Annotated in this window: 24 protein-coding genes and 1 other RNA gene; 19 read left to right on the forward strand and 6 right to left on the reverse strand. The window is 65.0% G+C overall.

What is annotated here, in order from left to right; genetic code table 11:
* Positions 1-89: 89 nt before the first annotated feature.
* The 7 genes from ribH (at position 90) to ABB27_RS06265 (ending at position 4812) form a co-directional block, all read left to right on the forward strand.
* On the forward strand, positions 90-557 hold the full coding sequence (gene ribH, locus ABB27_RS06235; protein WP_057627425.1) for a 6,7-dimethyl-8-ribityllumazine synthase: 468 nt from the start codon (positions 90-92) through the stop codon (positions 555-557).
* Positions 554-1033 (forward strand): transcription antitermination factor NusB, encoded by a 480-nt coding sequence (gene nusB / locus ABB27_RS06240; RefSeq protein WP_057627427.1) that lies wholly within the window; start codon positions 554-556, stop codon positions 1031-1033. The genes ribH and nusB overlap by 4 nt, the downstream gene beginning before the upstream one ends.
* A gap of 93 nt (positions 1034-1126) precedes the next feature.
* On the forward strand, positions 1127-2119 hold the full coding sequence (gene thiL / locus ABB27_RS06245; protein ID WP_057627428.1) for a thiamine-phosphate kinase: 993 nt from the start codon (positions 1127-1129) through the stop codon (positions 2117-2119).
* A 191-nt stretch (positions 2120-2310) separates the two neighbouring features.
* The gene (locus tag ABB27_RS06250; protein ID WP_152984457.1) at positions 2311-2700 is read left to right on the forward strand and encodes a roadblock/LC7 domain-containing protein; all 390 of its coding nucleotides are present in this window, start codon (positions 2311-2313) and stop codon (positions 2698-2700) included.
* Between the two features lie 164 nt (positions 2701-2864).
* Complete coding sequence (locus ABB27_RS06255) at positions 2865-3227, forward strand: roadblock/LC7 domain-containing protein (RefSeq protein ID WP_057627433.1); 363 nt, start codon at positions 2865-2867, stop codon at positions 3225-3227.
* Positions 3228-3370: 143 nt separating this feature from the next.
* Entirely contained in the window at positions 3371-4261 is an 891-nt protein-coding gene (locus ABB27_RS06260) for a hypothetical protein (protein WP_057627435.1), read from the forward strand.
* Positions 4262-4266: 5 nt separating this feature from the next.
* A complete protein-coding gene (locus tag ABB27_RS06265; RefSeq protein WP_244479158.1) occupies positions 4267-4812 on the forward strand; it encodes a GTP-binding protein in 546 nt (181 codons plus the stop codon).
* A gap of 455 nt (positions 4813-5267) precedes the next feature.
* Here ABB27_RS06265 and ABB27_RS06270 read toward each other — a convergent pair whose 3' ends face one another.
* The 4 genes from ABB27_RS06270 to ABB27_RS06285 are packed head-to-tail and all read right to left on the reverse strand — an operon-like array spanning position 5268 to position 9283.
* Entirely contained in the window at positions 5268-6656 is a 1389-nt protein-coding gene (locus tag ABB27_RS06270; RefSeq protein WP_057627440.1) for an FAD-binding oxidoreductase, read from the reverse strand.
* Positions 6653-7195, reverse strand: coding sequence for a metal-dependent hydrolase (locus tag ABB27_RS06275; RefSeq protein WP_057627442.1), 543 nt, complete (start codon positions 7193-7195; stop codon positions 6653-6655). Before ABB27_RS06275 ends, ABB27_RS06270 begins: the two co-directional genes overlap by 4 nt.
* On the reverse strand, positions 7195-7569 hold the full coding sequence (locus tag ABB27_RS06280) for a YraN family protein (RefSeq protein WP_057627444.1): 375 nt from the start codon (positions 7567-7569) through the stop codon (positions 7195-7197). Before ABB27_RS06280 ends, ABB27_RS06275 begins: the two co-directional genes overlap by 1 nt.
* A complete protein-coding gene (locus tag ABB27_RS06285) occupies positions 7559-9283 on the reverse strand; it encodes a penicillin-binding protein activator (protein WP_057627446.1) in 1725 nt (574 codons plus the stop codon). The genes ABB27_RS06280 and ABB27_RS06285 overlap by 11 nt, the downstream gene beginning before the upstream one ends.
* A gap of 82 nt (positions 9284-9365) precedes the next feature.
* Between ABB27_RS06285 and rsmI the strand changes: the two genes are divergently transcribed.
* From rsmI to rnpB, 3 genes are all read left to right on the forward strand, one after another.
* Positions 9366-10202: a 16S rRNA (cytidine(1402)-2'-O)-methyltransferase gene (gene rsmI / locus ABB27_RS06290; RefSeq protein ID WP_057627544.1), complete on the forward strand. Its 837-nt coding sequence runs from the start codon at positions 9366-9368 to the stop codon at positions 10200-10202.
* Positions 10180-10944 carry a hypothetical protein gene (locus ABB27_RS06295; protein WP_152984458.1) on the forward strand — a complete coding sequence of 255 codons (765 nt, stop codon included), beginning with the start codon at positions 10180-10182 and terminating at the stop codon, positions 10942-10944. Before rsmI ends, ABB27_RS06295 begins: the two co-directional genes overlap by 23 nt.
* A 45-nt stretch (positions 10945-10989) precedes the next feature.
* Positions 10990-11340: RNase P RNA component class A (gene rnpB, locus ABB27_RS06530), an RNA gene on the forward strand.
* Between the two features lie 426 nt (positions 11341-11766).
* Here rnpB and ABB27_RS06300 read toward each other — a convergent pair.
* On the reverse strand, positions 11767-12555 hold the full coding sequence (locus ABB27_RS06300; RefSeq protein WP_057627451.1) for an NRDE family protein: 789 nt from the start codon (positions 12553-12555) through the stop codon (positions 11767-11769).
* Between the two features lie 98 nt (positions 12556-12653).
* Entirely contained in the window at positions 12654-12878 is a 225-nt protein-coding gene (locus tag ABB27_RS19900) for a hypothetical protein (protein WP_161809618.1), read from the reverse strand.
* Between ABB27_RS19900 and mraZ the strand changes: the two genes are divergently transcribed.
* Genes mraZ through murG form a run of 9 tightly spaced genes read left to right on the forward strand, consistent with a single transcriptional unit; the run spans position 12844 to position 22818 of the window.
* The gene (mraZ, locus tag ABB27_RS06305; protein ID WP_152984459.1) at positions 12844-13329 is read left to right on the forward strand and encodes a division/cell wall cluster transcriptional repressor MraZ; all 486 of its coding nucleotides are present in this window, start codon (positions 12844-12846) and stop codon (positions 13327-13329) included. The two genes, ABB27_RS19900 and mraZ, sit on opposite strands and share 35 nt — an antisense overlap.
* Before the next feature lie 14 nt (positions 13330-13343).
* On the forward strand, positions 13344-14312 hold the full coding sequence (gene rsmH, locus ABB27_RS06310; protein ID WP_057627455.1) for a 16S rRNA (cytosine(1402)-N(4))-methyltransferase RsmH: 969 nt from the start codon (positions 13344-13346) through the stop codon (positions 14310-14312).
* Positions 14309-14572, forward strand: coding sequence for a cell division protein FtsL (gene ftsL, locus ABB27_RS06315; protein ID WP_057627457.1), 264 nt, complete (start codon positions 14309-14311; stop codon positions 14570-14572). The genes rsmH and ftsL overlap by 4 nt, the downstream gene beginning before the upstream one ends.
* Positions 14569-16461: a peptidoglycan D,D-transpeptidase FtsI family protein gene (locus ABB27_RS06320; protein ID WP_057627460.1), complete on the forward strand. Its 1893-nt coding sequence runs from the start codon at positions 14569-14571 to the stop codon at positions 16459-16461. Before ftsL ends, ABB27_RS06320 begins: the two co-directional genes overlap by 4 nt.
* A gap of 8 nt (positions 16462-16469) precedes the next feature.
* Positions 16470-17948 carry a UDP-N-acetylmuramoyl-L-alanyl-D-glutamate--2,6-diaminopimelate ligase gene (locus ABB27_RS06325; protein WP_244479159.1) on the forward strand — a complete coding sequence of 493 codons (1479 nt, stop codon included), beginning with the start codon at positions 16470-16472 and terminating at the stop codon, positions 17946-17948.
* Positions 17945-19327: a UDP-N-acetylmuramoyl-tripeptide--D-alanyl-D-alanine ligase gene (locus tag ABB27_RS06330; protein WP_057627463.1), complete on the forward strand. Its 1383-nt coding sequence runs from the start codon at positions 17945-17947 to the stop codon at positions 19325-19327. The genes ABB27_RS06325 and ABB27_RS06330 overlap by 4 nt, the downstream gene beginning before the upstream one ends.
* The gene (mraY, locus tag ABB27_RS06335; protein ID WP_057627465.1) at positions 19317-20402 is read left to right on the forward strand and encodes a phospho-N-acetylmuramoyl-pentapeptide-transferase; all 1086 of its coding nucleotides are present in this window, start codon (positions 19317-19319) and stop codon (positions 20400-20402) included. Before ABB27_RS06330 ends, mraY begins: the two co-directional genes overlap by 11 nt.
* Positions 20402-21721, forward strand: coding sequence for a putative lipid II flippase FtsW (ftsW, locus tag ABB27_RS06340; protein WP_057627467.1), 1320 nt, complete (start codon positions 20402-20404; stop codon positions 21719-21721). Before mraY ends, ftsW begins: the two co-directional genes overlap by 1 nt.
* Positions 21721-22818, forward strand: a complete 1098-nt coding sequence (gene murG, locus ABB27_RS06345) for an undecaprenyldiphospho-muramoylpentapeptide beta-N-acetylglucosaminyltransferase (protein WP_057627469.1) — start codon at positions 21721-21723, stop codon at positions 22816-22818. Before ftsW ends, murG begins: the two co-directional genes overlap by 1 nt.
* Positions 22819-22833 lie beyond the last annotated feature (15 nt).

Consider the following 22833-nt stretch of genomic DNA (forward strand, 5'->3'; position numbering starts at 1 on the left):
TTCCCCTGTTTCTGGTTCCTAAACACTGGTTTCTGCTCCAAAGGTCCGCGCACGTTAAACTTACCCACCCTCAGGAACCCCACGCCCCCATGAGCCACTACGAAGGCGACCTCCGCCCGGCCGGATCGGCCCGTTTTGCCATCATTGCCAGCCGCTGGAATGCCCGGATCACCGATATCCTGGTCACTGGCGCCCGCAAGAGCCTGGCCGGCAACGGTATCGGCGAGGACGCCATCGACGTGGTCCGTGTACCCGGTGCCTGGGAAATCCCCCTGGTTGCCGCGCGTCTGGCTGCGGCCGGGCAGCACGCTGCGATCATCGCCCTGGGCTGCGTGATCCGTGGCGAAACCCGCCATTACGAACACGTTGCCGACCGCTGCGCCGAAGGCCTGATGCGCGCCCAGCTGGATTTTGGCGTGCCGGTGCTCAATGGCGTGCTGGCGGTGGAGCGGGTGGAGGATGCCGATGCCCGTGCGGGCGGCAACCACGGCAACAAGGGTGAGGAAGCCGCATTGTCGGCATTGGAAATGGTCAATCTTCTGGAACAGCTGCCATGAATAACAAGAACAACGGCAAGCCTGCCGGAAAGCCGGTCCGTCGCGATGGCGTCGACCCGGTACTGCGCTCGCGCGCGCGTCGCCGTGCCCTGCAGGCGATCTATGCCTGGCAGATCTCCGGCGGCAACGCTGAGTCGCTGCTGGCCCAGTTCGCCCACGAACAGGCCCACGAAATCGCCGACCTGGTGTACTTCGAAAGCCTGCTGCGCGGCGTGCTGGACAACCGCCGTGACCTGGACGAGGCGCTGGCCCCGTTCGTCGACCGTGCGGTCGAGGAAGTGGATGCCATCGAGCGTGCGGTACTGCGCGTGGCAGCTTTCGAACTGCGTTACCGCCAGGATGTGCCGTACCGCGTGGTGATCAACGAAGCCATCGAAACCGCCAAGCGGTTTGGCTCTGAGCACGGCCATACCTATGTCAATGGCGTGCTTGACCGCGCCGCGCTAGAGTGGCGCAAGACTGAATCCAACCAGTAACCGACGGCGGCGGTTTCGCCACCAACGGGGTTTGCTGCAGCGCCGGGCCGGCATCATCGGCGCCGGCGTTGTTGTTTTACAGGGAGCGCGATCATGAGCCTTGACGAGTTTGGACTGATCGAGCGGATACGGCGGCGTACCGGCGCGCGTGCCGACATCGTATTGGGCATTGGCGACGATGCGGCGCTGTTGCAGCCGGCGCCGGGCCAGCAGCTGGTGGTGACCACCGATACGCTCAATATCGGTGTGCACTTTCCGGCAGAAACGCCTGCGGCCGATATCGGCTGGAAAGCATTGGCGGTGAACCTGTCCGACCTTGCCGCGATGGGCGCAACGCCGGCCTGGTGCAGCTTGTCGTTGTCGCTGCCCGATGCCAGCGCGCAGTGGGTGGACGAATTCGCTCAAGGTTTCTTCGCGCTGGCCGATCTACATGGCATCGCCCTGATAGGTGGCGACACCACCCGGGGGCCGTTGTCGATCTCGATCACCGCGATGGGCCAGGTTGCGGCAGGGCAGGCGCTGCGCCGTGACGGTGCCCAACCCGGTGACGACATCTGGGTCAGTGGCGTGCCCGGCGAAGCCGGTCTGGCCTTGGCGTTGTGGCAGCAGAAGGTGTTGGACGTAAGCCGCGTCGCTGACGATTCCGCGCACGAACACCTGCGCCTGCGGCTGGCGCGGCCAACGCCGCGGGTTGAACTGGGGCGCGCATTGCGCGGCGTGGCGACTGCCGCGGTGGATGTGTCCGATGGTCTGCTTGCCGACCTGGGCCATATCTGTGCACGCAGTGGCGTTGCTGCCGACGTGCTTGAAAACGCATTGCCTGCATCGGCGGCGGCACAGCAATGTGCGCTCTCTGCTGCGTTCAATGCACTGCGTGCAAGCGCAGGTGATGACTATGAGTTGTGCTTCACCGCGCCGCAGGCGCAGCGGCAGGCATTGCACGAAACCATGGCTTCCGTAGCAGTTCCGCTTACCCGGATTGGCTATATTCGAGCCGGAACCGGGCTGCAGGTGATCAACCAGGAGGGCGGTGTGGTGGTGTTGTCAAAGCAGGGCTACAACCACTTTGCGGGCATCGGGAAATAAGGGAACCCAGCCCTTTGTAAAAGCAGCGCTGCCGCGTTCACGCGGTGTCCACGTATTCATATTTACTATCGCGGCTGTGATGGAAGTCGCGTTTTTGGTGCAGCCCCACTGGCTGTATCCGGCGACCGCAAACAGGGGATGGGGTAGTGGAAACAGCAACATTGGAAAAGCTGAGGGCGAAGGTAAGTGATGTGGGGACACCTTCGTCCAACGTAGACAGCGCTGCGCTCGAAACCGAGCTCGACCAGGTCATCAATCGCAGCGTCGGCATTTCCATGCTGCTGGTATCCACGGCCGATGGCCGCGCGATTGCACATCGCTCCTTGAACAAGCTTGATCCACGACGCTTGTCCGCGATGAGTAATTCGTTTCTTACGCTTGGTGAAACCTTGTCACGTGAGCTCGGCCTGAGTACGGCCGACTACGTGACCATGTCCACTTCACAGGGCAGCATGGTGCTGGTGCGCGTTGCCGCGGACCGGCCCTATACGTTGGCGGCATTGGGGCATGCCGACACCTCGCTTGCCATCCTGTTGTATGCCGCCCGCGATGCCGCGGCGCGGATCAAGCAGTTGCTGTAATTCACCAGTTGCAAATCACCTGTGCCGCAGTTCGCCTGGCATGCCAGGGACGCGGTGCGGGTGACGGATTCGGGTAAGACGCAACATGCGTGTCGCCGGCCTTGAACAATGGGCGGGCTGCACTGCACTACTTAGACAACATTCGATCAGGAACGGAGAACAACATGGCTGGAAACGTCAAGCTCGACAAGTTGAATGAAATCGCCGGTTTCGTCGGCGCCGCATTGGTCGACAGTGACAGCGGCATGGCGCTGGGCATGCTCGGCGGTGGCCCGATCAACCTGGAAGTGGCAGCTGCGGGCAACACCGAAGTGGTGCGCGCCAAGCGCCGCGTCGCTGCCTCGCTGGGCATCACCGATGCGATTGAAGACATCCTGATCACCCTGACCAAGCAGTACCACCTGATCCGTCCGCTGGAGAGCAATGCGGACCTGTTCCTGTACGTGGTGCTGGACCGCTCGCGCGCCAACCTGGCGCTGGCGCGTCACGAGCTGAAGTCGTTCGAACAGACGCTCGATTTCAAGTGATGCAATGCGGCACCGCTGCTCCCTGACGGAGCAGCGGTGCCGCAATCGCGCATCGACCCACAGGCCTGATCGAAACGATGAGTGCACCCGCCCGCAAAATTTCTGCCGCTGTGATCGGATGCACGGGTCTTGATGTCCTGCATATGATGCGGTTGAAGGTTGCCAGTTCGCTGCTGATGGCCGAGTACATCCAGGCCGATGTGCAGGAATGGAAGCAGCAACCGGTGGATCTGCTGGTGGCCTGCATTGACGACAGCAGCGGCCAGCAGGTGCTGCGCGAAGCCAATCTCAAGGGCTTGCCGGTACTGGCGGTGACGCGCAAGGTGTTGTCCGGCCTTTCGATTCCGGGCGTGGCCTATGGGGCCAGCGTCCGCGATATTTTCCAGCAGTTGCGGCAGCTGTTGCTGGAGTCCGATCGCAGCGGTGAGCGGTTCAAGCCGCGTACGCTGTTCCGCAGCCTGGCCGATGCCCAGGGCAAGCCCAGCGTTCTGCATATGGGCCTGGTCAAGGTGATGATCAACGCAGCGCATACGCGGGTTACCCTGCTGCGCGATCTGCCTTACGAAAACTATCTCAATGCGGCGGCTGAGCCGGGTTGGACCTTGTCGCTGCTGGGTAGTGCCGAGGCGGTGGACGAGGCCCTGGCCGATGCGGTCAGCGCGCACGCATTCGAGGATTTCTGCTGGCAGGCCGCGGTGCTTTCGCCCGAGCCGCTGCTGGAGCAGCAAACCACCGGCCTGTACCAGCTGCGCGGCTGGCCGGAGGTCGAAACCGGCAAGCTGCCGATGCAATGGCTGCTGCCAATGGCTGCAATGATGATCCGGCCGTGGCAACCTGGCCCGCTGGCGCTTGCCACCGGCACGTCACTGGATGACATTGCCCGTATCATGGCAGCGGCGGCATGTACCGGGCTGCTGGACAGTAGTGGTAGCCAGGCGGCGGGCCTACGTCCTGCCGGCAACAAGGTCTCAGGCTTTTTCACGCGTATCGCCAAGCGATTCGGGCTCAATTTTTCCAAGGGGCTTCAGGTCTGACGGATATGGCAACCAAGTTGGTTTTTGTCGGTGAAATGGGTGCGGGTAAAACGACTGCGATCCGGTCGATCTCGGACATGGAGCCGATCAGCACGGAAATGCCGATCAGCGACGACACGGCGCTGTCGGCGTTTGAGGACAAATCGCATACCACGGTGGCGCTGGATTACAGCTCCATTGAACTGGGCGATGGTGAGCTGCTGCATGTCTACGGTGTGCCGGGTCAGGCCTACCTGGATTTCATGTGGCCGATCGTCGCTGAAGGTGCAATCGGCGTGATCGTACTTGTGAGCGCACTCAACCCGCGCGCGCTGCCAAGTACGTTGACCCTGCTGGAGCGCTTCCGTGGATTGGCACCGGAGGCCTGTTTCGCGGTGGGCGTGACCTGCCAGGATCGCGAGTCCGAGTTCAGCTTCACCGAGTTCCGCAACGCACTGGCCAGCGAAGGTCACCGCCTGCCCGTGATGTGGGTGGACGCACGCGAAACCAGCCAGGTCGATTTCCTGATCAAGGCACTGCTGTCCTGCCGCTACGCCGAATCGATCGCCTGACGCAGTCGTAGGGGACTGCTTTGCCGCGGTTGTGGGAGCGGCGTAAGCCGCGAAGCAACGACAGCATCAGATTGCAGTTCTACCCGGCGCCGACCTGCTGCCAGCTTCGCGGCTTACGCCGCTCCCACAAACACAAATACATACCCGGTGTTGCCGCAGGTGGCTGCTTTGCTGCATTTGTAGGAGCGGCGTAAGCCGCGAAGCCACCACAGCATCAGATTGCAATTCTACCCGGCACCGACCTGCTGCCAGCTTCGCGGCTTATGCCGCTCCTACAAACACAAATGCATACCCTGCATTGCGGCAGGGAGCTGCTTTGCTGCGGTTGTAGGAGCGGCGTAAGCCGCGAAGCCACTGCAGCATCAGATTGCGGTTCTGCCCGGCATCGACCTATTGCCAGCTTCGCGGCTTACGCCGCTCCTACAATCCCGACACCCGTAAGCCTCCTGCAAGCCCTACAGATCCTCCTGTTCCGGCAGCACCTTGCCCGGATTGAGGATCCCGTCCGGGTCCAGCGCCTGCTTGATGGCGCGCATCGTCGCCAGGGTGCCCGCCGAGAATGCCTGGGTCATGAAATCGCGCTTGGCCAGGCCTATTCCATGTTCGCCGGACAAGGTGCCCCCCAATTGCAAGGCCAGTTCAAACACCTTTGGCAGTGCCGCATGCGCGCGCTCGTTCTCGCTGGCGTCCTCCGGGTGATAGAGGATGTTGACGTGCAGGTTGCCGTTGCCGGCATGGCCAAAGGTGACGATCGGCAGCTGCGCCTGCGCCGACAGCTGCTGCACGCCTTCCACCAGCGCTGGAATTTGCGATACCGGCACCACCACGTCTTCGTTGATCTTGCCCGGCGCGATGGTTTTCAACGCCGGCGACAAGGCACGCCGTGCCGCCCACAACTTGTCGCGCGTGCTGCCATCGGTGGCCACGTCCAGCGCCAACATGCCATCGCCTTCGGCGGCTTCGGCCAGCGCATTGAGCAGATAGGGCAGGGTGTCGTCGTCGCCATCGGCATCGATCAACAACATCGCGCCGGCCTCGGGTACCTGCGCGCCGTTGTGGCGCAGCAGCTGCAGGCTGCGCGCATCCATGAATTCCAATGTGGTGGGCGTTACCGGCTGCGCCATCACCCGCGATACCGCCGCCGCTGCGGCCTCGGCATCGCGGTACAGCACACGCAGACCGGCCTGGCTGCGCGGGCGTGGGGTCAGCTTGAGCGTGGCCTCGACGATCAGCGCCAGCGTGCCTTCACTGCCAACCAGCAGATGGGTGAGGTCGTAGCCGGTGGAATCCTTGGTATAGGGGCCGCCGCATTGAATCAGTTCGCCGGTGCCGGTGACCGCCACCAGCCCGAGCACGTTGTCGCGGCTGGTGCCGTACTTCACCGCGCGCGGCCCGCCTGCATTGCAGGCCAGGTTGCCACCGATGCTGCAGATGTCCGCGCTGGACGGGTCCGGCGGCCAGAACAGACCATGCGGCATCAATGCCTGCTGCAGGTCGCCGTTGAGCACGCCGGGTTCGACCACCGCGCAGCGGTCGCCGGGGCGGATGGCGACGATGCGGTTCATTTGCGCGAACGACAGCACGATGCCGCCTGCGGTCGGCACGGCGGCGCCGGTGGTGCCGGTGCCGGTGCCGCGGCCCACCAGTGGCACGCCGTGCTGGCGGCAGGCGCGGACGATGGCCTGCACCTGTTCGCGGTTGCGTGGCATCGCAACTCCCTGCGGCAGCGCATGCCGCCAGGAGTTGTCCTGGGCATGCGCCTGCAGGCTGTTGGGGTCGGTGCGCCAGTCATCGCCAAGCAGCTGTGACAGGGTGTGTTCGAAAGCAGCGGGCAGTGGGGTCATGGCGGTGTCGATGATGCGGGGGTGCGGTGCTGGATCAGGCGCCAACCGGTGACGCCGATCAGCAGTGGCAGCCACACCCAGCGCAGTTCCGAAAGGACGGTCTGCAGGCCGCGTGCGCTGAAAAAATTATTGGCGAACGGTGAGACGCGGATGGGTCGCCACGGCGCGAACAGGCGCTGCTCGCTCCACGGCCACCATAGCGCCACACCCAAGCCACCGGAGGTCAGCGCATCCAGCAAGGGGTGCGACACGGCGCAGATGAAGACGAACACCGCAGCCTGGATGCGGCTTGCCTGCAGGGCCCTGGCACAGGGAATGGCCAGGGCCGCAAGCAACATGGCGAACAGCAATGAGTGGCTGGCACCGCGATGGCCGAAGCCATCGGCATAGGGTATGTGCAGGGCAAAGGCCAGTACGTCGGCATCGGGCAGCATCGCTGCGACTACGCCAGCGCCAAGCAGGCGCGTGGAAATGCGGCCGCGCTCGCTGGCGCACCACAGTGCCAGCGGAATTGCAGCATGGGTAAATACGCTAGGCATCAGCAGTCGTCGGCGCGGAAGGCGTCACGGATCCAGTTCAGGCGCGGCGGTTCGCCACTGGCTTCGACCACGTCGAAACGGCAGGGGCTGTTGGCCAAGCTGGGATGTTGGCTCAGGTACAACTGTGCGGCACGGACCAGCTTGCGGCGCTTGCCCAGATCAACCGAGGCCGCACCGCCGCCAAAAAGCGCCGAGCGCCGATAGCGCACTTCGACAAACACCAGGCTGGCGGCGGTGGGGTCGTGCATCACCAGGTCCAGCTCGCCACCGCGGAAGCGCACATTGCCGGCGCGCCAGCGCAGGCCGGCTTGCTCAAGCAGCACGCGGGCAGCGGCTTCCACCGCTGCGCCGCGTTGGTGCTGCTCAGCGGCCATCACCAATGGCGACCGGGCGGCCGGCGCTGAAGGTGGACCATGCCGGCGTACGCAGCACATTGCCGAAACCGTCCAGATGCAGCGTGCCGGTGGCGCCGCTGAGGCCGCCACTGGTGCTGTTGGCCAGCTTCTCCATATAGGCGGTGATCTTCCAGGCGTCATAGCCGAAGGCGAACAGACGCCCGGCGCCGCCACGTGCGGTCGGCAGGGTGGTGGCGACCGCGGCAGCGGCCGGCAGACCGGCAACACCGCGGCTGCTCCAAGCCTCGGTCGGGAAGGCGATGCCATCGAGCGCGGCATCTTCTTCGGCCTTGCCGGTGCCAGCAGTCAGCTGCGAGGTGCCGACGCGGCTGACTGCGCTGAGCCCGGCCAGGGCAAGCTGCGGTGCCAAGGCGCGGGCCTGGTTGCCTTTGACGGCGAGCAGGATGGCATCGACGCTGCCGGCCTGACGCAGCTGTGCGGTGATATCGGCAGGCGCCTCGCTGACACTGATGGTGGCCGCGACCTTGCCGCCGCGCTCGCTGAAGCGTTCCTTGAAGGCGTTGCTGGAGCGCCGGCCGGCATCGTCATTGCTGGCGATCACCAGCACATTGCGGCGTTCGCGGCTGAGCAGGTATTCGGCGGCCATCAGGCCGTCGTCTTCCGGTGCCAGCGAGAAAGCGGCATTGCCCGGCGGCGGTGCATCCTTGCCACGGTTCAGGGCCAGTAGCGGCACCGGCAGCTCGCTGCGGTGGAACAGGGCATCCACTTCATCGCGACCCAGCGGGCCAACAATGAAATCCACGCCGCTGGCGACGGCCTTGTCATAGGCGGCACCGGCGCCACTGGCATTGCCCTTGGTGTCGATGAAATCGATCGTCGGGCGGCGGCGGCTTTCGCCGTAGTAACCGGCCAGCAGACCGTCACGGACCGAGGCACCGGCAGCGGCAAGATTGCCGCTGAGTGGCAGCAGCACCGCCATCTTCACCGGCGGGCGGTAGCCATCGGCATCGGCGGCTGGGCGCTTGCTGGTGTCCAGCTGCGCGGCGGTGTCGCGGTCGAACGGACGCGGCAGCGGCAGGCCGCGGCCGATCATGGCGCGGCCGGCATGGTTGTACAGCGGGTCGCCAACCGGCAGGGCGGCAGCGCGGCTGCTGAGGGTGGCGTCATTCAAGCCGGCCAGCAAGCGGGTGATGGCGCGCTGGTTGTCATTGCGCTCGCTGCCGCTGAGCAGGGTGCCGGCGCGGGCGCGCTCGGCGGCGGCGCCGAAGGCATCGCCGGTGGCTTCCAGGGCCTGTGCGCGGGCCAGGTACCAGCGCGCCTGCAGCGGCGCCGGCAGCGTGGCGGGGTTACCGGTCAGTACCTGCAGTACGTTGGCCGGCTGCTTGTCGCTCAGCGCCAGCTCGGCCTGCAGCAGGTTGAAGCGCAGTTGGGTGGCGCCGGACAGCTGGCGTGGCTGTACCTGTGCCATCAGCATGCGCGCACGGGCGCTGTCTCCGGCTTCGTGCCAGGCAAAGGCGGCATCGGCCAGCAACAGGCTTTTGCCAGCACCGCGCGCCAATGCGGCCTGGGCTTCCAATTGCTGCGCGGCTTCGCGCGGTTTGCCCTGTTCAAGCAGGGTGATGGCCGCCTGCTGGGCGGGTGAGCTGGTCGGAGCAACGCTGGTGGTGGCGCAGCCGACGAACAGCAGCATCGACAATGACAGGGCGGAAATCCGTGCGACTGGCTTGTTCATTTGAGGTCCGTTCGACAGGGCGCGGCAGTGCCGGGCGGGGGAAACGGTAGGATTCTACCCTTGGCCCACGGAAATACCGATGATGAGTACTGCTGCTGCCACCTTGTATGTCGTTGCCACGCCGATCGGCAACCTCGCCGATCTGAGCCCGCGTGCGCAGGAGGTGCTGCGTTCGGTGGCTGCCATCTGCGCCGAGGACACCCGTCATACCGGTCAGTTGCTATCGCATTTCGGCATCAGTAAACCTCTGGTCGCCCTGCATGACCACAACGAGGAAGCCATGGCAGAGCGGGTGGTTGCGCGCCTGCTGGGCGGTGAGTCGCTGGCGGTGGTCAGTGACGCCGGCACGCCACTGGTCAGTGATCCGGGGTTTCGCCTGGTGCGCGCCGCGCGTGCGGCGGGGGTCAAAGTCAGCCCAATCCCAGGTGCCTGTGCGGCGATTGCCGCATTGAGCGTGGCCGGTTTGCCCAGCGACCGCTTTGTGTTCGAAGGCTTCCTGCCGGCCAAGGGCGCGGCCCGGCGCGAGCGCCTGAACAAACTGGCGGGCGAAACCGGCACCCTGGTGTTCTACGAATCCTCGCACCGCATTGCCGAGTCGCTGGCCGACATGGCCGGCGCATTTGGCGGTGACCGGCCGGCGGTGGTGGCGCGTGAACTGACCAAGCTGTTCGAGACCGTGCTTGATGGCAATCTGGACCAGCTGCTGGCCAAGGTGCTGGCCGACGACAACCAGCGCAAGGGCGAGTTTGTGGTGATGGTGCAGGGTGCGGGTGACGACGAAGAAGCCAAGATTGCCGAAGGGCGGCGCCTGTACGCCAAATTGAACGAGCACCTGCCGCCTTCCACCGCTGCCAAACTGGCGGCTGAACTGAGCGGTGCGCCGCGCAAGGCTTTGTATGGACAGGGCAGCAACGACTGAGGCGATGTGGGCGGCGGCCGATGCCGCCAGCCTGCGCGCGCAGCTGGACCTGCGCGAGCAACCGCTGGCCGGTGGCTCCGGCGCCGAGATCAAGACTCAGCGCGAGCGCTGGATGATGGTGCGCTGGTTGACCGTCTGGGCCTCGCAGCTGGAGTACCCATTGCGGGTGAGCAAGCGCGAGAGCCCGGATTTCATGGTCGACACAGGCAGCGGCCGGATCGGACTGGAATGCATGGAAGTGGTGCCGGAGGCCTTCAAGCAGTTGCAGGCCAAGTTGAACGGCGTCAATTCCGGCTGGGTGCGGCCGGTGCCGGACCCGCGCGGTGGGGAGGCGCGCAACGAGTGGGACAGTCCGCTGCTGCGGCAGCTGCTGGCGGATACCTATGAAGGCAGCCCCTGGGCCGGCGACGAGCCGGAACGATTGTGGGTGGAGGTGATGCGCTGGGCGGTGGAGAAAAAACGCCAGGTGCTGCATAAGCCGGCCTTTGCCCGCCAGCCACGCAATGTGTTGTTGCTGTACGACAACTGGCCGTTGCCGGCGGTGGCGTTTGTCGAGGAGGCGGACCCGGCCGTGCTGCGCAGTTGGGCGTTGGCTGCGCTGCAGGAGCTGTCGCGGCAATTGCGCGACAGCGATGCGCATGCGGACTTCCAGCAGATCGACATCCTGCATGACGGCTGGTTGCTGTCGTTCACCGATGCAGGGGTGCAACCCTTGCGTTACCGGATGCCTGCGGCTGAATGAAATGTTCGGCCAGTGGCGGGCTGGACGTGCGACAATACGCGCGGCGGAGTCGGCCAGACAGTCGCGTCATTCCTTCGGGAATGCCGAGGAAAGTCCGGGCTCCACAGGGCAAGGTGCCAGGTAACGCCTGGGCGGCGCAAGCCGACGGAAAGTGCAACAGAAAGATACCGCCGAACGGCCTTCGGGCGCGTGGTAAGGGTGAAATGGTGCGGTAAGAGCGCACCGCGAGTCTGGCAACAGACCGGTACGGCAAACCCCACCTGGAGCAAGACCAAATAGGGACCTAATGGCGTGGCCCGCGTCGGGTCCGGGTAGGTTGCTTGAGCGTTACGGTGACGTAGCGCCTAGAGGAATGACTGTCCACGACAAAACCCGGCTTATCGGCCGGCTCCGCCGCTTTCATCGCCTGGCGGGCGATGAAAGCCCCAAAATTTTGCGCAGCAAAACTTTGGGCCCCGGGCCTCTGCCCTCCAATTCCCCGCGCCTGTCGGTGCGCCCCCTTTACTAAAGGGGGCTGTTGCTCTTCGGATTTATTGCTTGGCTCGCTGCGCATCGTGGCTGGGAGAAGTGCGGCTGTGGCTTTTGCTGCGCTTTGGCTGTGGCTCTGGCTTTGGCTATGGCTCCTGCCTTGCTGTTCTCTTTCCCTTCGCCCGTTTGCGGGGGAAGGTGCCCGAAGGGCGGATGGGGGGAGCTTTTGATCTTGTTTTGGTTTTGACTTGGGCTTTGACTTTGACTTTGGCTGTGGGCTAAAGCCAAAGCCAAAGCCAAATCAAACGCACCCCTGCCCAGCCCTCCCCTTGGCCTTCGGCCAAAGGGAGGGGGTCAGGAGTCAGCGCCTTCTTTTCCAGTCTCCACTCCAATCTCCACGCGCGTCTCACCCAGAAACACACCCTCAGGCCCGAAACGGCGTTCGTGGATGAAGCCGCCGCCGTCCTGGCTGATCGCCACGATGGTGCTGGCGCGGGTGCCGTAGTCGGTGCCGCGTATGAACGCGCTCGACAACCGTCGTTCCAACTCCAGCGGAACGCCGGTAGCAGGTAACGCTGCATCCGCGGCCTGCTGCTCATCAGCCAGTGCCGTCCAAAGTGGCTCAAGGCCGTCATTACCGGCGGCCAGCCAATCCTCAAGCACGCCCATCAAACGGCGGGTCTTGGGCCAGGGGGCGTCCAGGGCGCCGTTGGACATGCCATGCACGCCTGGCATCAGGTCGCGCCGGGCCTGCGGGTGGTTGCCCAGGTAGCTGCAGCTCTGCGCGTCAGCTACCAACAGATTGAACGGTGCAAATGCCGACGCTCTGCTGGCCAGGTGGTCGGCATAGTCCGTGGCGGACTGTCGGCCAGCCAGGTAGCCGGCGATCAGTTCGCCCCGCGAGGGTCCGCCTGTTGCTGCCGTTGGATCCCGCACATTGGTCACCACCGCGGCCTGGCCGCGCAGATTCACTCCCATCCAGCTGCCGCCCGAACGCAGGTCGCGGCCGGCGATCAGCTGATCCTGGGGCGCCGGCCAGCGCGCCAGCGCTGCGGTGGGGCGGGCGTGGAATTCGTCACGATTGCCCGCCATGAGCAGGCGCCAATGCGGGTGGGCTTTCCAGGCGATGGCGACCAGACACATGCAGCAAGTGTGCCGTTTTGCGCGCCCGCCAGCCATCAGTGTCTGAATGGCGGCTGGGTTGAGGCCCCGTTTTCACGCGGCCTCTACACCACTGAATTTCATACAAATCTCAAAATTTGAGACGAAACAGTAACTTGTGGATAAACCTTGAACAACTCTCTAAACATTGGTGCAAACCATTGATGCGACAGGCGATTTTGTGCGCTGAAAGTTGTTGACAACCCTAAGCTCGCTGCTAAGGTGGGCATCAGAGGGAAAACCGGGTTTTTTGTGGTTTTTCGTGGTTCAATGACTTCCCAAGCAAAACGGACGACGGGTGCCATAGGCGTGTTCCAGGGTGAGACTGCCATCACGGTTGACGACAAGGGACGCATGGCGGTGCCAACCGCCTACCGCGACCTTGTTGCGCGTGCGAGTGGCAACCGCCTGGTGCTGACCTACAACCCCTTCGAAGCCGGTTGCCTGTGGTTGTATTCAGAGCAGGAGTGGGAGCGGGTGCGGGACGACGTAATGGCAAAGCCCAATACCCAGCGCGTAGTGCGCACCCTGCAGCAGAAGCTTGTCGGCTCGGCCGCCCATCTGGAACTGGATGGCAATGGCCGTATCAGCCTGCCGTCCAGTCACCGCAGTGCGGTGGGCATCGAGAAGAAAGCAGTGCTGATGGGCATGGGTGAAAAGTTTGAATTGTGGAGCGAGCAAGCGCATCGCGCACTGATCCAGCAGACGTTGTCTGACGAGGATCTGGGCGATGGGCTTCTCGATCTGAAGTTGTGAGCCGGGGTGCCCGGGTGCGCGGTGAAGCGCAGGCCGGTCACCCAACGGTGTCGCAGCCGCCGGCGGCTCACCTGCCGGTGCTGTACGCCCAGGTCCTTGACGGCCTGAGGGTGATCGAAAACGGTACTTATCTGGATGGCACGTTCGGTCGTGGCGGTCACGCTGGCGGCGTGCTGCGTCAGCTTGGCCCGGATGGGCGCCTGCTGGTCATGGACAAGGACCCCGAAGCCATTGCCGTGGCCGAGCGCGACTTCGCGCCGGACGGCCGTGTGGCCATCTATCGCGGCAGCTTTGCCGATCTGCTGGACTGGAGCGAAACCGCTGCCGGTCTGGATGGCGTGTTGTTCGACCTGGGCGTGTCTTCGCCCCAGCTCGACGTGGCCGAGCGTGGTTTCAGCTTCGGCAAGGACGGCCCGCTGGACATGCGCATGGACCCGGACTCGGGCGAGAGCGCCGCACAGTGGTTGAACCGTGCAGACGACCGCGAGATCGCCGACGTGCTGTTCACCTATGGCGACGAGCGCCAGAGCCGCCGTATCGCCCGCGCCATCGTGGCCCGCCGCGACAGCCAGCCATTCACGCGTACCGCTGATCTGGCCGAGTTGATCGCCTCGGTGATGCCGCGTGGCAAGGACAAGATCCATCCGGCCACGCGCAGCTTCCAGGCCATCCGCATCCATATCAACCGCGAACTGGCCGACCTTGAAGCCGGCCTGGATGCGGCGATGGCGCGGCTCAAGCCCGGTGGCCGCTTGGCGGTGATCAGCTTCCATTCGTTGGAAGACCGCATCGTCAAGCAGTTCATGAACCGCCATGCCAAGGCGCCGCCGACCAATCGTCGTCTGCCGGAACTGCAGGCCTTCGTGCCGACGCTGGATCTGATCGGCGGTGCCATCAAGGCCGATGACGACGAGCTGGCGATGAACCCGCGCTCGCGCAGTGCGGTGCTGCGGGTTGCACAGAAGCGCGAGGTGGCCGGATGAGCCGCCTGCTGTTGATCGTCCTGCTGGCCTGCACGATTGCCTCGGCCATCGGCGTGGTGTTCATGCGCCACCGCCACCGCCAGTTGTTTGTCGAGCTGTCCAAGCTTGAGCATGCACGCGACGAGATCAACATCGAGTTTGGCCGCCTGCAGCTTGAGCAGGCGACCCTGGCCCAGGCCACGCGCGTGGACCAGGAAGCCCGTGGCCGGCTAGGCATGAAGTTCCCCGAAGCGACTGACATCGTGGTGATCCGGCCATGAGCAAGCCCGGACGCAACCGCACCCGCACGCAGTTCAATCTGCGTAACCGCATGCTGATGGTTGGCGTGGGGCTGGGTCTGTGTGCGTTCACCCTGGTCGGGCGCGCGGCGTACGTGCAGCTGATCAACAACGATTTCTACCAGCGCGAAGGCGAAGCCCGCTTCCTGCGCGATGTGCCCATCCCGACCTCGCGCGGCATGATCACCGACCGCAATGGCGAGCCGGTGGCGGTGTCCACGCCGGTCGCGTCAATCTGGGTCAACCCGCAGGAGCTGCTGCGTGCACCGGAGCGTATCCCGGAGCTGGCGCGCGCGCTGTCGCTGCCGGTGGACGAGCTGACTACCAAGTTGACCCAGAAGGCCGACAAGGAATTCATGTACCTGCGCCGCCGGATCAATCCGGATGTGGCCGAGCAGGTGGTGGACCTGAAGATTCCCGGCGTGTTCTCGCAGCGCGAGTTCCGTCGCTATTACCCGCAGGGTGAGGCGATGGCGCACGTGCTGGGCTTCACCAATATCGACGACCTCGGCCAGGAAGGGCTGGAGCTGGCCTTCGACGATTGGCTGCGCGGCAAGCCCGGCGCCAAGAAGGTCATCCGCGACCGCAAGGGCGCCATCGTCGAGAGCATCGACCTGGTGCGTCCTGCCGAGCCGGGCAAGGACCTCACGCTGAGCATCGACCGCCGCATCCAGTTCCTGGCGATGCGCGAGCTGCGCAATGCGGTCACCACCAACAAAGCTGCCGGCGGTTCCATCGTGATCATGGATGTGGCCACCGGCGAAGTGATGGCCATGGCCAACCTGCCGACCTACAACCCGAATTCGGTCAGCGGTGCCACCCCGGATACCCGTCGCAACCGTGCGGTCACCGATCTGGTCGAGCCCGGCTCGACGATGAAGCCGCTGACGATTGCCACCGCGCTGCAGAACCACGTGGTTACCCCGGATACGGTCATCGATACCAACCCGGGTTACATGTCGCTCGGCCGCTACACCATCCGCGACGTACCGCGTAACAACGGCGTGCTCAATGTTACCGGCGTGATCACCCGCAGTTCGAACATCGGCGCAGCCAAGATCGTGGCGCGCATTCCCGACCAGACTTTCTACGACTCGGTGCGTGGCTTTGGCTACGGCGTGGCCCCGCACAGCGGCTTCCCCGGCGAATCGGCCGGCGTGGTTGCGCGTCCGGGCAGCCCGAGCTGGTACGGCACCACCAAGACCACCATGTCCTACGGCTACGGCTTGTCAGTGACGCCGCTGCAGATCGCGCAGGCGTACTCGGCGCTGGGCAATGGCGGCCAGGTCATCCAGCCAACCTTCATCAAGGGCCAGCGCAATGAAGCGCGTCAGGTCGTTGATCCGGAAGTGGCGCGCGAAGTGGTGCGGATGATGGAAACCGTGGTCACCAACGGTGGCGCCAAACAGGCGGCGATCCTGGGTTACCACGTGGCCGGCAAGACCGGTACCGCCCGCAAGAACGGCCCCAATGGTTACGAGCGCGGCCACTACAACCTGCTGTTCGCCGGCCTGGTGCCGGCCACCGCACCGCGCTATGCGGCGGTGATCGTGGTCAACGATCCGCAGGGCTCGCTGCAGTACGGCGGCCTGGTGTCTGCGCCGGTGTTCCACCACGTGATGGAAGGCACGCTGCGCCTGATGGACGTGCCGCCGGACGACATCCAGTCCTGGTTGGCCGCGCAGGCTGCAGGCAAGGTGGGTGGCAAGCCGGGCAGCAACCTGGCGCCTCTGCCGATTCCGCAGGACCCGGACGAGGCCCCCAATGCCGCGGCCGAATTTGATGCCGCACTGCCGACGGCGATCGCCCCAATACCGGCTGCCCCAACACCGGCTGCCCAGACGCCTGCCGCCACGGGGGTGCGCCAGTGAGCCACACAATGAAGTTGTCACAGCTGCTGCCTGATCTGGCCCTGTCGCAGGACCCGCAGATCAGCGGCCTGGTATTGGACTCACGGCATGTCCGCGCCGGTGATGCGTTTGTCGCAATCGCCGGTTTTGGCGCGCATGGCCTGGGCTTCGTCGAGCAGGCCAAGGCCGCCGGCGCGGCCGCGATCCTGTTTGATCCGCCGGCACCGGCGGAGCTGCCGGCACCGGCCGACGCCATCGCCGTGCCCGGCCTGCGCACGCGCATGGGCGCGATGGCCGACCAGTTCCACGGCCAGCCGTCGCGGGCGATGACCATGGTTGGCGTCACCGGCACCAACGGCAAGACCTCGACCGTGCAGCTGCTCGGCCAGGCCTGGCAGTTGCTGGGCAAGGTCAGTGGCTCGATCGGCACGCTGGGCGTTGGCCTGTACGGCGCGGTGGTGCCGACCGGCTTCACCACGCCGTTGGTACTGCAGATGCACGAGGTGCTGGCACAGCTGCGCGATGCCGGCGCCAAGGCCGTGGCGATGGAAGTCAGCTCGCATGCCTTGGATCAGGGCCGCGTCGATGCCGTGCATTACGACGTGGCGGTGTTCACCAATCTCACCCGTGATCATCTGGATTATCACGGTGACATGGAGGCCTACGGCGCTGCCAAGGCCAAGCTGTTCCACCGCCCGGGCCTGAAGGCGGCGGCAATCAATCTGGACGATGCGTTCGGCCGCGAGCTGATCACCACGCTGGCTGCCGGCGTGCAGGCCATTGGCCTGAGCTCGACTGGCCAGGCCGGTGCCAGCATCCGCGCCGACAAGCTGGTGCTGGACGGGCAGGGCCTGGGCTTTGAGCTGGTCATCGCTGACGAGCGCCACGCGCTGCGCTCGCCGCTGCTGGGCCGCTTCAACGTCGACAACCTGCTGGCCGTGGCCGGTGCGCTGCATGGCCTGGGCGAGTCCTGCGCCAACATCGCCAAGGTGCTGGGCCAGCTGCAGCCGATCCGTGGACGCATGAACCGCCTCGGCGGCCATGGCGAACCCACCGTGGTGATCGACTACGCCCACACCCCCGACGCGCTGGAACAGGCGCTGCGCAGCCTGCACGGTCACCTTGATGGCCGCCTGCTGTGCGTGTTCGGTTGCGGTGGTGAGCGGGATACCGGCAAACGCCCGCAGATGGCGGCCATTGCCGAAGAATTGGCCGACGTGGTGTTCGTCACTGACGACAATCCACGCGGCGAGAATGGCGACGTGATCGTAGCCGACATCATGGCTGGCTTCGTGACGCCTGCGCAGGTGAACGTGGTGCGTGATCGCGCCCGCGCCATCGCTGCCGCGGTCGCACAGGCAGGGGCCGGCGACATCGTGTTGATCGCCGGCAAGGGCCATGAGCCCTACCAGGAGATTGCAGGTATCAAACATCCCTTCGATGACACCGATGTGGCATCGCGCGCGCTGCAGGCGCGCCGGTCCATGAACGCGGAGGTGCGCCAGTGAAGCGCGCGCCCCTGTCGCTGATCGCCCATTGGGCCGGTGCCGAGATCCACGGCGACGACGTCAGCATCGACGCAGTCAGCAATGACAGCCGCAGCTTGAGCGCCGGCAGCCTGTACGTCGCCCTGCGCGGTGAGCGCTTCGACGGCCATGACTTTGCCGCCAATGCGGTCGAGCAGGGCGCCAGCGCCTTGCTGGTCGAGCGCCTGTTGCCGTTGGAAGTGCCGCAGATCGTGGTTGCCAACACCGAGCTGGCGTTGGCAAAGATTGCCGCAGCGATGCAGCAGCAGCGCGCCACCCGCGTGTTCGCCATCACCGGCAGCAACGGCAAGACCAGCGTGAAAAATCTGCTGTTGGCCGTCATGCAACACGCCGCTGCGGTGCTGGGTCAGCATGTTTACGCAACGCCGGGTAACCGCAACAACGAAATCGGCCTGCCGCTGGCGGTGATCGATGCGCCGGAAGATGCCGATTTCGCCATCTACGAGATGGGTACCGGCAAGCCGGGCGACATCGCCTACCTGACCGCCATCGCCGCGCCGGACGTGGCCATCGTCAACAATGTCGCGCCGGCACATCTGGAGCGCATGGGCAGCCTGCTGGAGATCGCCAACACCAAGGCGGCGGTCTATGACGACCTGCGCGATGGCGGCGTTGCGGTGATCAATGCCGACGATGCGTTCTCGCCGTACTTCGCCGCGCGTGCGGGTGACCATCAGGTGATCCGCTTCGGCCTGGAAGTCAGCGCCGACGTCACCGCCACCGGCATCGTGCTGGACGAGGCTGGTTCACGCTTCCAGCTGCGCACGCCGCAAGGCGATGCCGAGGTGGTGCTGCAGTTGCCGGGCCACCATAACGTACTCAACGCATTGGCTGCCGCCTCGATGGCATTGGCCGCTGGTATTGCGCTGCCACTGGTGGTCGAAGGCCTGGCGCAGGCGCGCCCGGTCGCAGGCCGTCAGGTAGCCCACGTGCTGGACAACGGCGCGGTGTTGATTGACGACAGTTACAACGCCAACCCGGGTTCACTGGCGGCGGCGATCACCGCGCTGGCGGCGGGCAAGGGCGAGGGTTGGCTGGTGCTGGGCGACATGCGCGAGCTGGGCCCGGACGCGCAGGCGCTGCATGCACAGGCTGGCCTGCGTGCGCGCGAAGCCGGGCTGAAGCGGCTGTATGCGCTGGGCCCGCTGAGTGCAGCGGCAGCAGCAGCCTTCGGCGATGGCGGGCGTCACTTCGACTCGCATGCCGTGCTGGCCGCCGCGTTGCAAACCGAACTTCATGCTGGCGTGCGTTGCCTGGTCAAGGGCTCGCGCGGCAGCGCCATGGACAAGATCGTGACCGCGCTGTTGGCGCGCGGCGAGGACACTACACATGTTGCTTGAATTGGCCCGTTGGCTGCAGCAGTTGGACGGCCTGTTCCGGTTGTTCAACTACATTACTTTCCGCGGCATCCTGGCTGCGCTGACCGCGTTGTCGCTGTCCCTGTGGCTGGGGCCGATGGCGATCCGTCGCCTGGCCCAGCTCAAGGGCGGCCAGCCGATCCGCAAGGACGGCCCGCAGTCGCATTTCTCCAAGGCCGGCACGCCGACCATGGGCGGCGGCTTGATCCTGACCACGGTGCTGGTGTCGGTGCTGCTGTGGGGTGACCTGCGCAACCGTTATGTGTGGTTGGTGCTGGTGGTGATGCTGTGCTTTGGCGCCATCGGCTGGTACGACGACTGGTTGAAGATCGCCAAGCGCGACCCGAACGGCCTGAAGTCGCGCTGGAAGTACGCGCTGCAGTCGATCTTCGGCCTGGCCGCTGGCATCTTTCTGTACAAGACCGCAGTGGTACCGGCCGAGCTCACCTTCTACATCCCGATGTTCAAGTCGATTGCGCTGCCGCTGGCGGGCATCAGCTTCGTCGCGATTGCCTACTTCTGGATCGTCGGCTTCTCCAACGCGGTCAATCTGACCGATGGCCTGGACGGGCTGGCGATCATGCCGACGGTGCTGGTGGCCTGTGCGCTGGGCGTGTTCGCCTATGCCTCGGGCAATGCGGTGTTCTCCAGCTACCTGCAGATCCCGCAGATTCCCGGTGCCGGTGAACTGGTCATCATCTGCGCGGCGATCGCCGGCGCGGGCCTGGGCTTCCTCTGGTTCAACACCTATCCGGCCATGGTCTTCATGGGCGACGTCGGCGCGCTGGCGCTGGGTGCGGTGCTGGGCACCATCGCGGTGATCGTGCGCCAGGAACTGGTGCTGGTGATCATGGGCGGCGTGTTCGTGATCGAAACCCTGTCGGTGATGATCCAGGTGGCCTCGTTCAAGCTCACCGGCAAGCGTGTGTTCCGCATGGCGCCGATCCATCACCACTTTGAACTGAAGGGCTGGCCGGAGCCGCGCGTGATCGTGCGCTTCTGGATCATCTCGGTGGTGCTGGTGCTTATCGGCCTGGCAACCCTGAAGGTGCGGTGATGGACGATTACTCGCGTCAGGCAACCCGACTTGAAGCCATTGGTGGCAGCTACGACAAGTGGCTGCTCGGCGCCGCCGTGGCGCTGGCTTCGATCGGGATCGTGATGGTGGCTTCCAGCTCCATCGCGCTGACGCAGAGTCCGTTCTATTACCTGACCCGCCACCTGATCTTCATTGCCATCGGCGTGATCCTCGCCGCGGTGACGATGCGGGTGGAGCTGAAGGAAATCGAGAAGTACAACCAGCTGTTGTTGCTGGGCTGCTTCGCGCTGCTGATCGTGGTGTTCATCCCGGGCCTGGGCAGCAGCGTCAACGGTGCGCAGCGCTGGATCAACCTGGGCTTCTCCAAGTTCCAGACCGTGGAAGCGGTCAAGGTGCTTTATATCGTCTGGTTGTCCAGCTACCTGGTGCGCTTCCGCGACGAGGTCAATGCCACCTGGCAGGCCATGCTCAAGCCGGTCGGCGTGGTCGGCGTGCTGGTCGTGCTGCTGCTGCTGCAGCCGGACTTTGGTTCCTCGATGCTGCTGCTGGGCATCACCACCTGCATGTTGGTACTCGGTGGCGCACAGATCACCCGCATCATCCTGCCGGTGCTGCTGCTGTTGCCGGGCCTGATCGCGCTGGTGATCTTCGAGCCCTACCGCATGCGTCGCGTCACTTCGTTCATGGATCCGTGGCAAGACCAGCTGGGCTCGGGTTACCAGCTGTCCAACGCGCTGATGGCCATCGGCCGTGGCGAGTGGACCGGTGTGGGCCTGGGTGCCTCGATCCAGAAGCTGAACTACCTGCCCGAATCGCATACCGATTTCATCTTCTCGGTGATTGCCGAGGAGCTGGGCTTCCTGGGTGTGTGCGGCATCATCAGCCTGTACGTACTGCTGGTTGGCCGTGCCTTCTGGCTGGGCATGCGCTGCATCGAGATGCGCCGCCACTTTGCCGGTTACATCGCCTTCGGCATCGCCCTGTGGATAAGCCTGCAGACCTTCGTCTCGATTGGCGTCAACCTGGGCATGCTGCCGACCAAGGGCCTGACCCTGCCGTTGATCTCCTCCGGCGGTTCCAGCGTGATGATGACCTGCGTGGCGATGGGCCTGCTGCTGCGTGTGTCCTATGAATACAACCGCGCGGTGCGCCGCCAGGAAGTGCGCGAGGACCTCGACGGCGCCGAGCTGGATGTGGCCGAAGTGCACGAGAACGAACCGGCCGAGCCGCGCAGCGAAACCGCTACCGCGGTTGCCGCCGCCATGCAGAGCAGCGCCGCGCGCGGCACCAGCCGCATGCAGCAGCGGGTTGAGCCGACCTTCGGGAGGATTGCCTGATGGCCGGCCCGAACGCCAAGCAGGACCCGCGTCCGGTGATGATCATGGCCGGCGGTACCGGTGGCCATATCTTCCCGGGCCTGGCCGTGGCCAAGGTGCTGCGCGAGCGCGGCATTCCAGTCACCTGGCTGGGTGCCGACGGTGCGATGGAAACCCGGCTGGTCCCGCAGCACGATATCCATGTCGATACGCTGGCCATCTCCGGCCTGCGCGGCAAGGGCAAGTTGGCGCTGCTGGGTGCACCAATCCGGGTGATGCGCGCGATTCGCAGTGCAGGTTATGTGCTGCGTGATCGCAAGCCACGTGCGGTGGTTGCGTTTGGCGGTTTTGCATCCGGTCCGGGCGGCATCGCCGCGCGCCTGCACGGCTTGCCGCTGCTGGTGCACGAACAGAACCGTGCGCCGGGCATGACCAACCGCATCCTGTCGCGCTTTGCACGTCGTGTGCTGTCCGGCTTCCCGGGCAGCTTCGCCGGTGGCAAGGAAGAAGTGGTTGGCAATCCGGTGCGCGCCGAGATCGCTGCATTGCCGGCACCGGAACAGCGTCTGGCCGGTCGTAGCGGCCCGATGCGGGTGCTGGTGCTGGGCGGCAGCCAGGGCGCCCGCGCACTGAACAACGCCATGCCCAAGGCATTGGCCGCGTTGGCTGACAGCGTCGCCATCGAAGTCTGGCACCAGTGCGGCGAGAAGCTGCACGAAGAAGCCCTGCAGGCCTATCGCGCCGCAGGCGTGGACGGCCGCGTCGACATGTTCATCAAGGACATGGCCGCTGCCTATAGCTGGGCCGATCTGGTGGTGTGCCGTTCCGGCGCGTCGACCCTGGCCGAGTTGTGCGCGGTGGGTATCGGCAGTGTGCTGGTGCCGTTTGCCGCCGCGGTCGACGACCACCAGACCCGCAATGCCGAATATCTGGTTGAACGCGGCGCTGCCGAACTGCTCAAGCAGGACGACGCGCTGGCGATCAACCTGGAAGGCGTGCTGCGCACGCTGGCAAACAATCCCGGCCACCGCATGCAGATGGCGCAAGCCGCGCGTGCGCTGGCCAAGGTCGATGCGGCCGAACGCATCGCAGACATCATTCTTGAGGAAGCAGCATGAACACGGCATCGCGCA

The sequence above is a fragment of the Stenotrophomonas terrae genome (assembly GCF_001431465.1).
Lineage (GTDB): Bacteria > Pseudomonadota > Gammaproteobacteria > Xanthomonadales > Xanthomonadaceae > Stenotrophomonas > Stenotrophomonas terrae.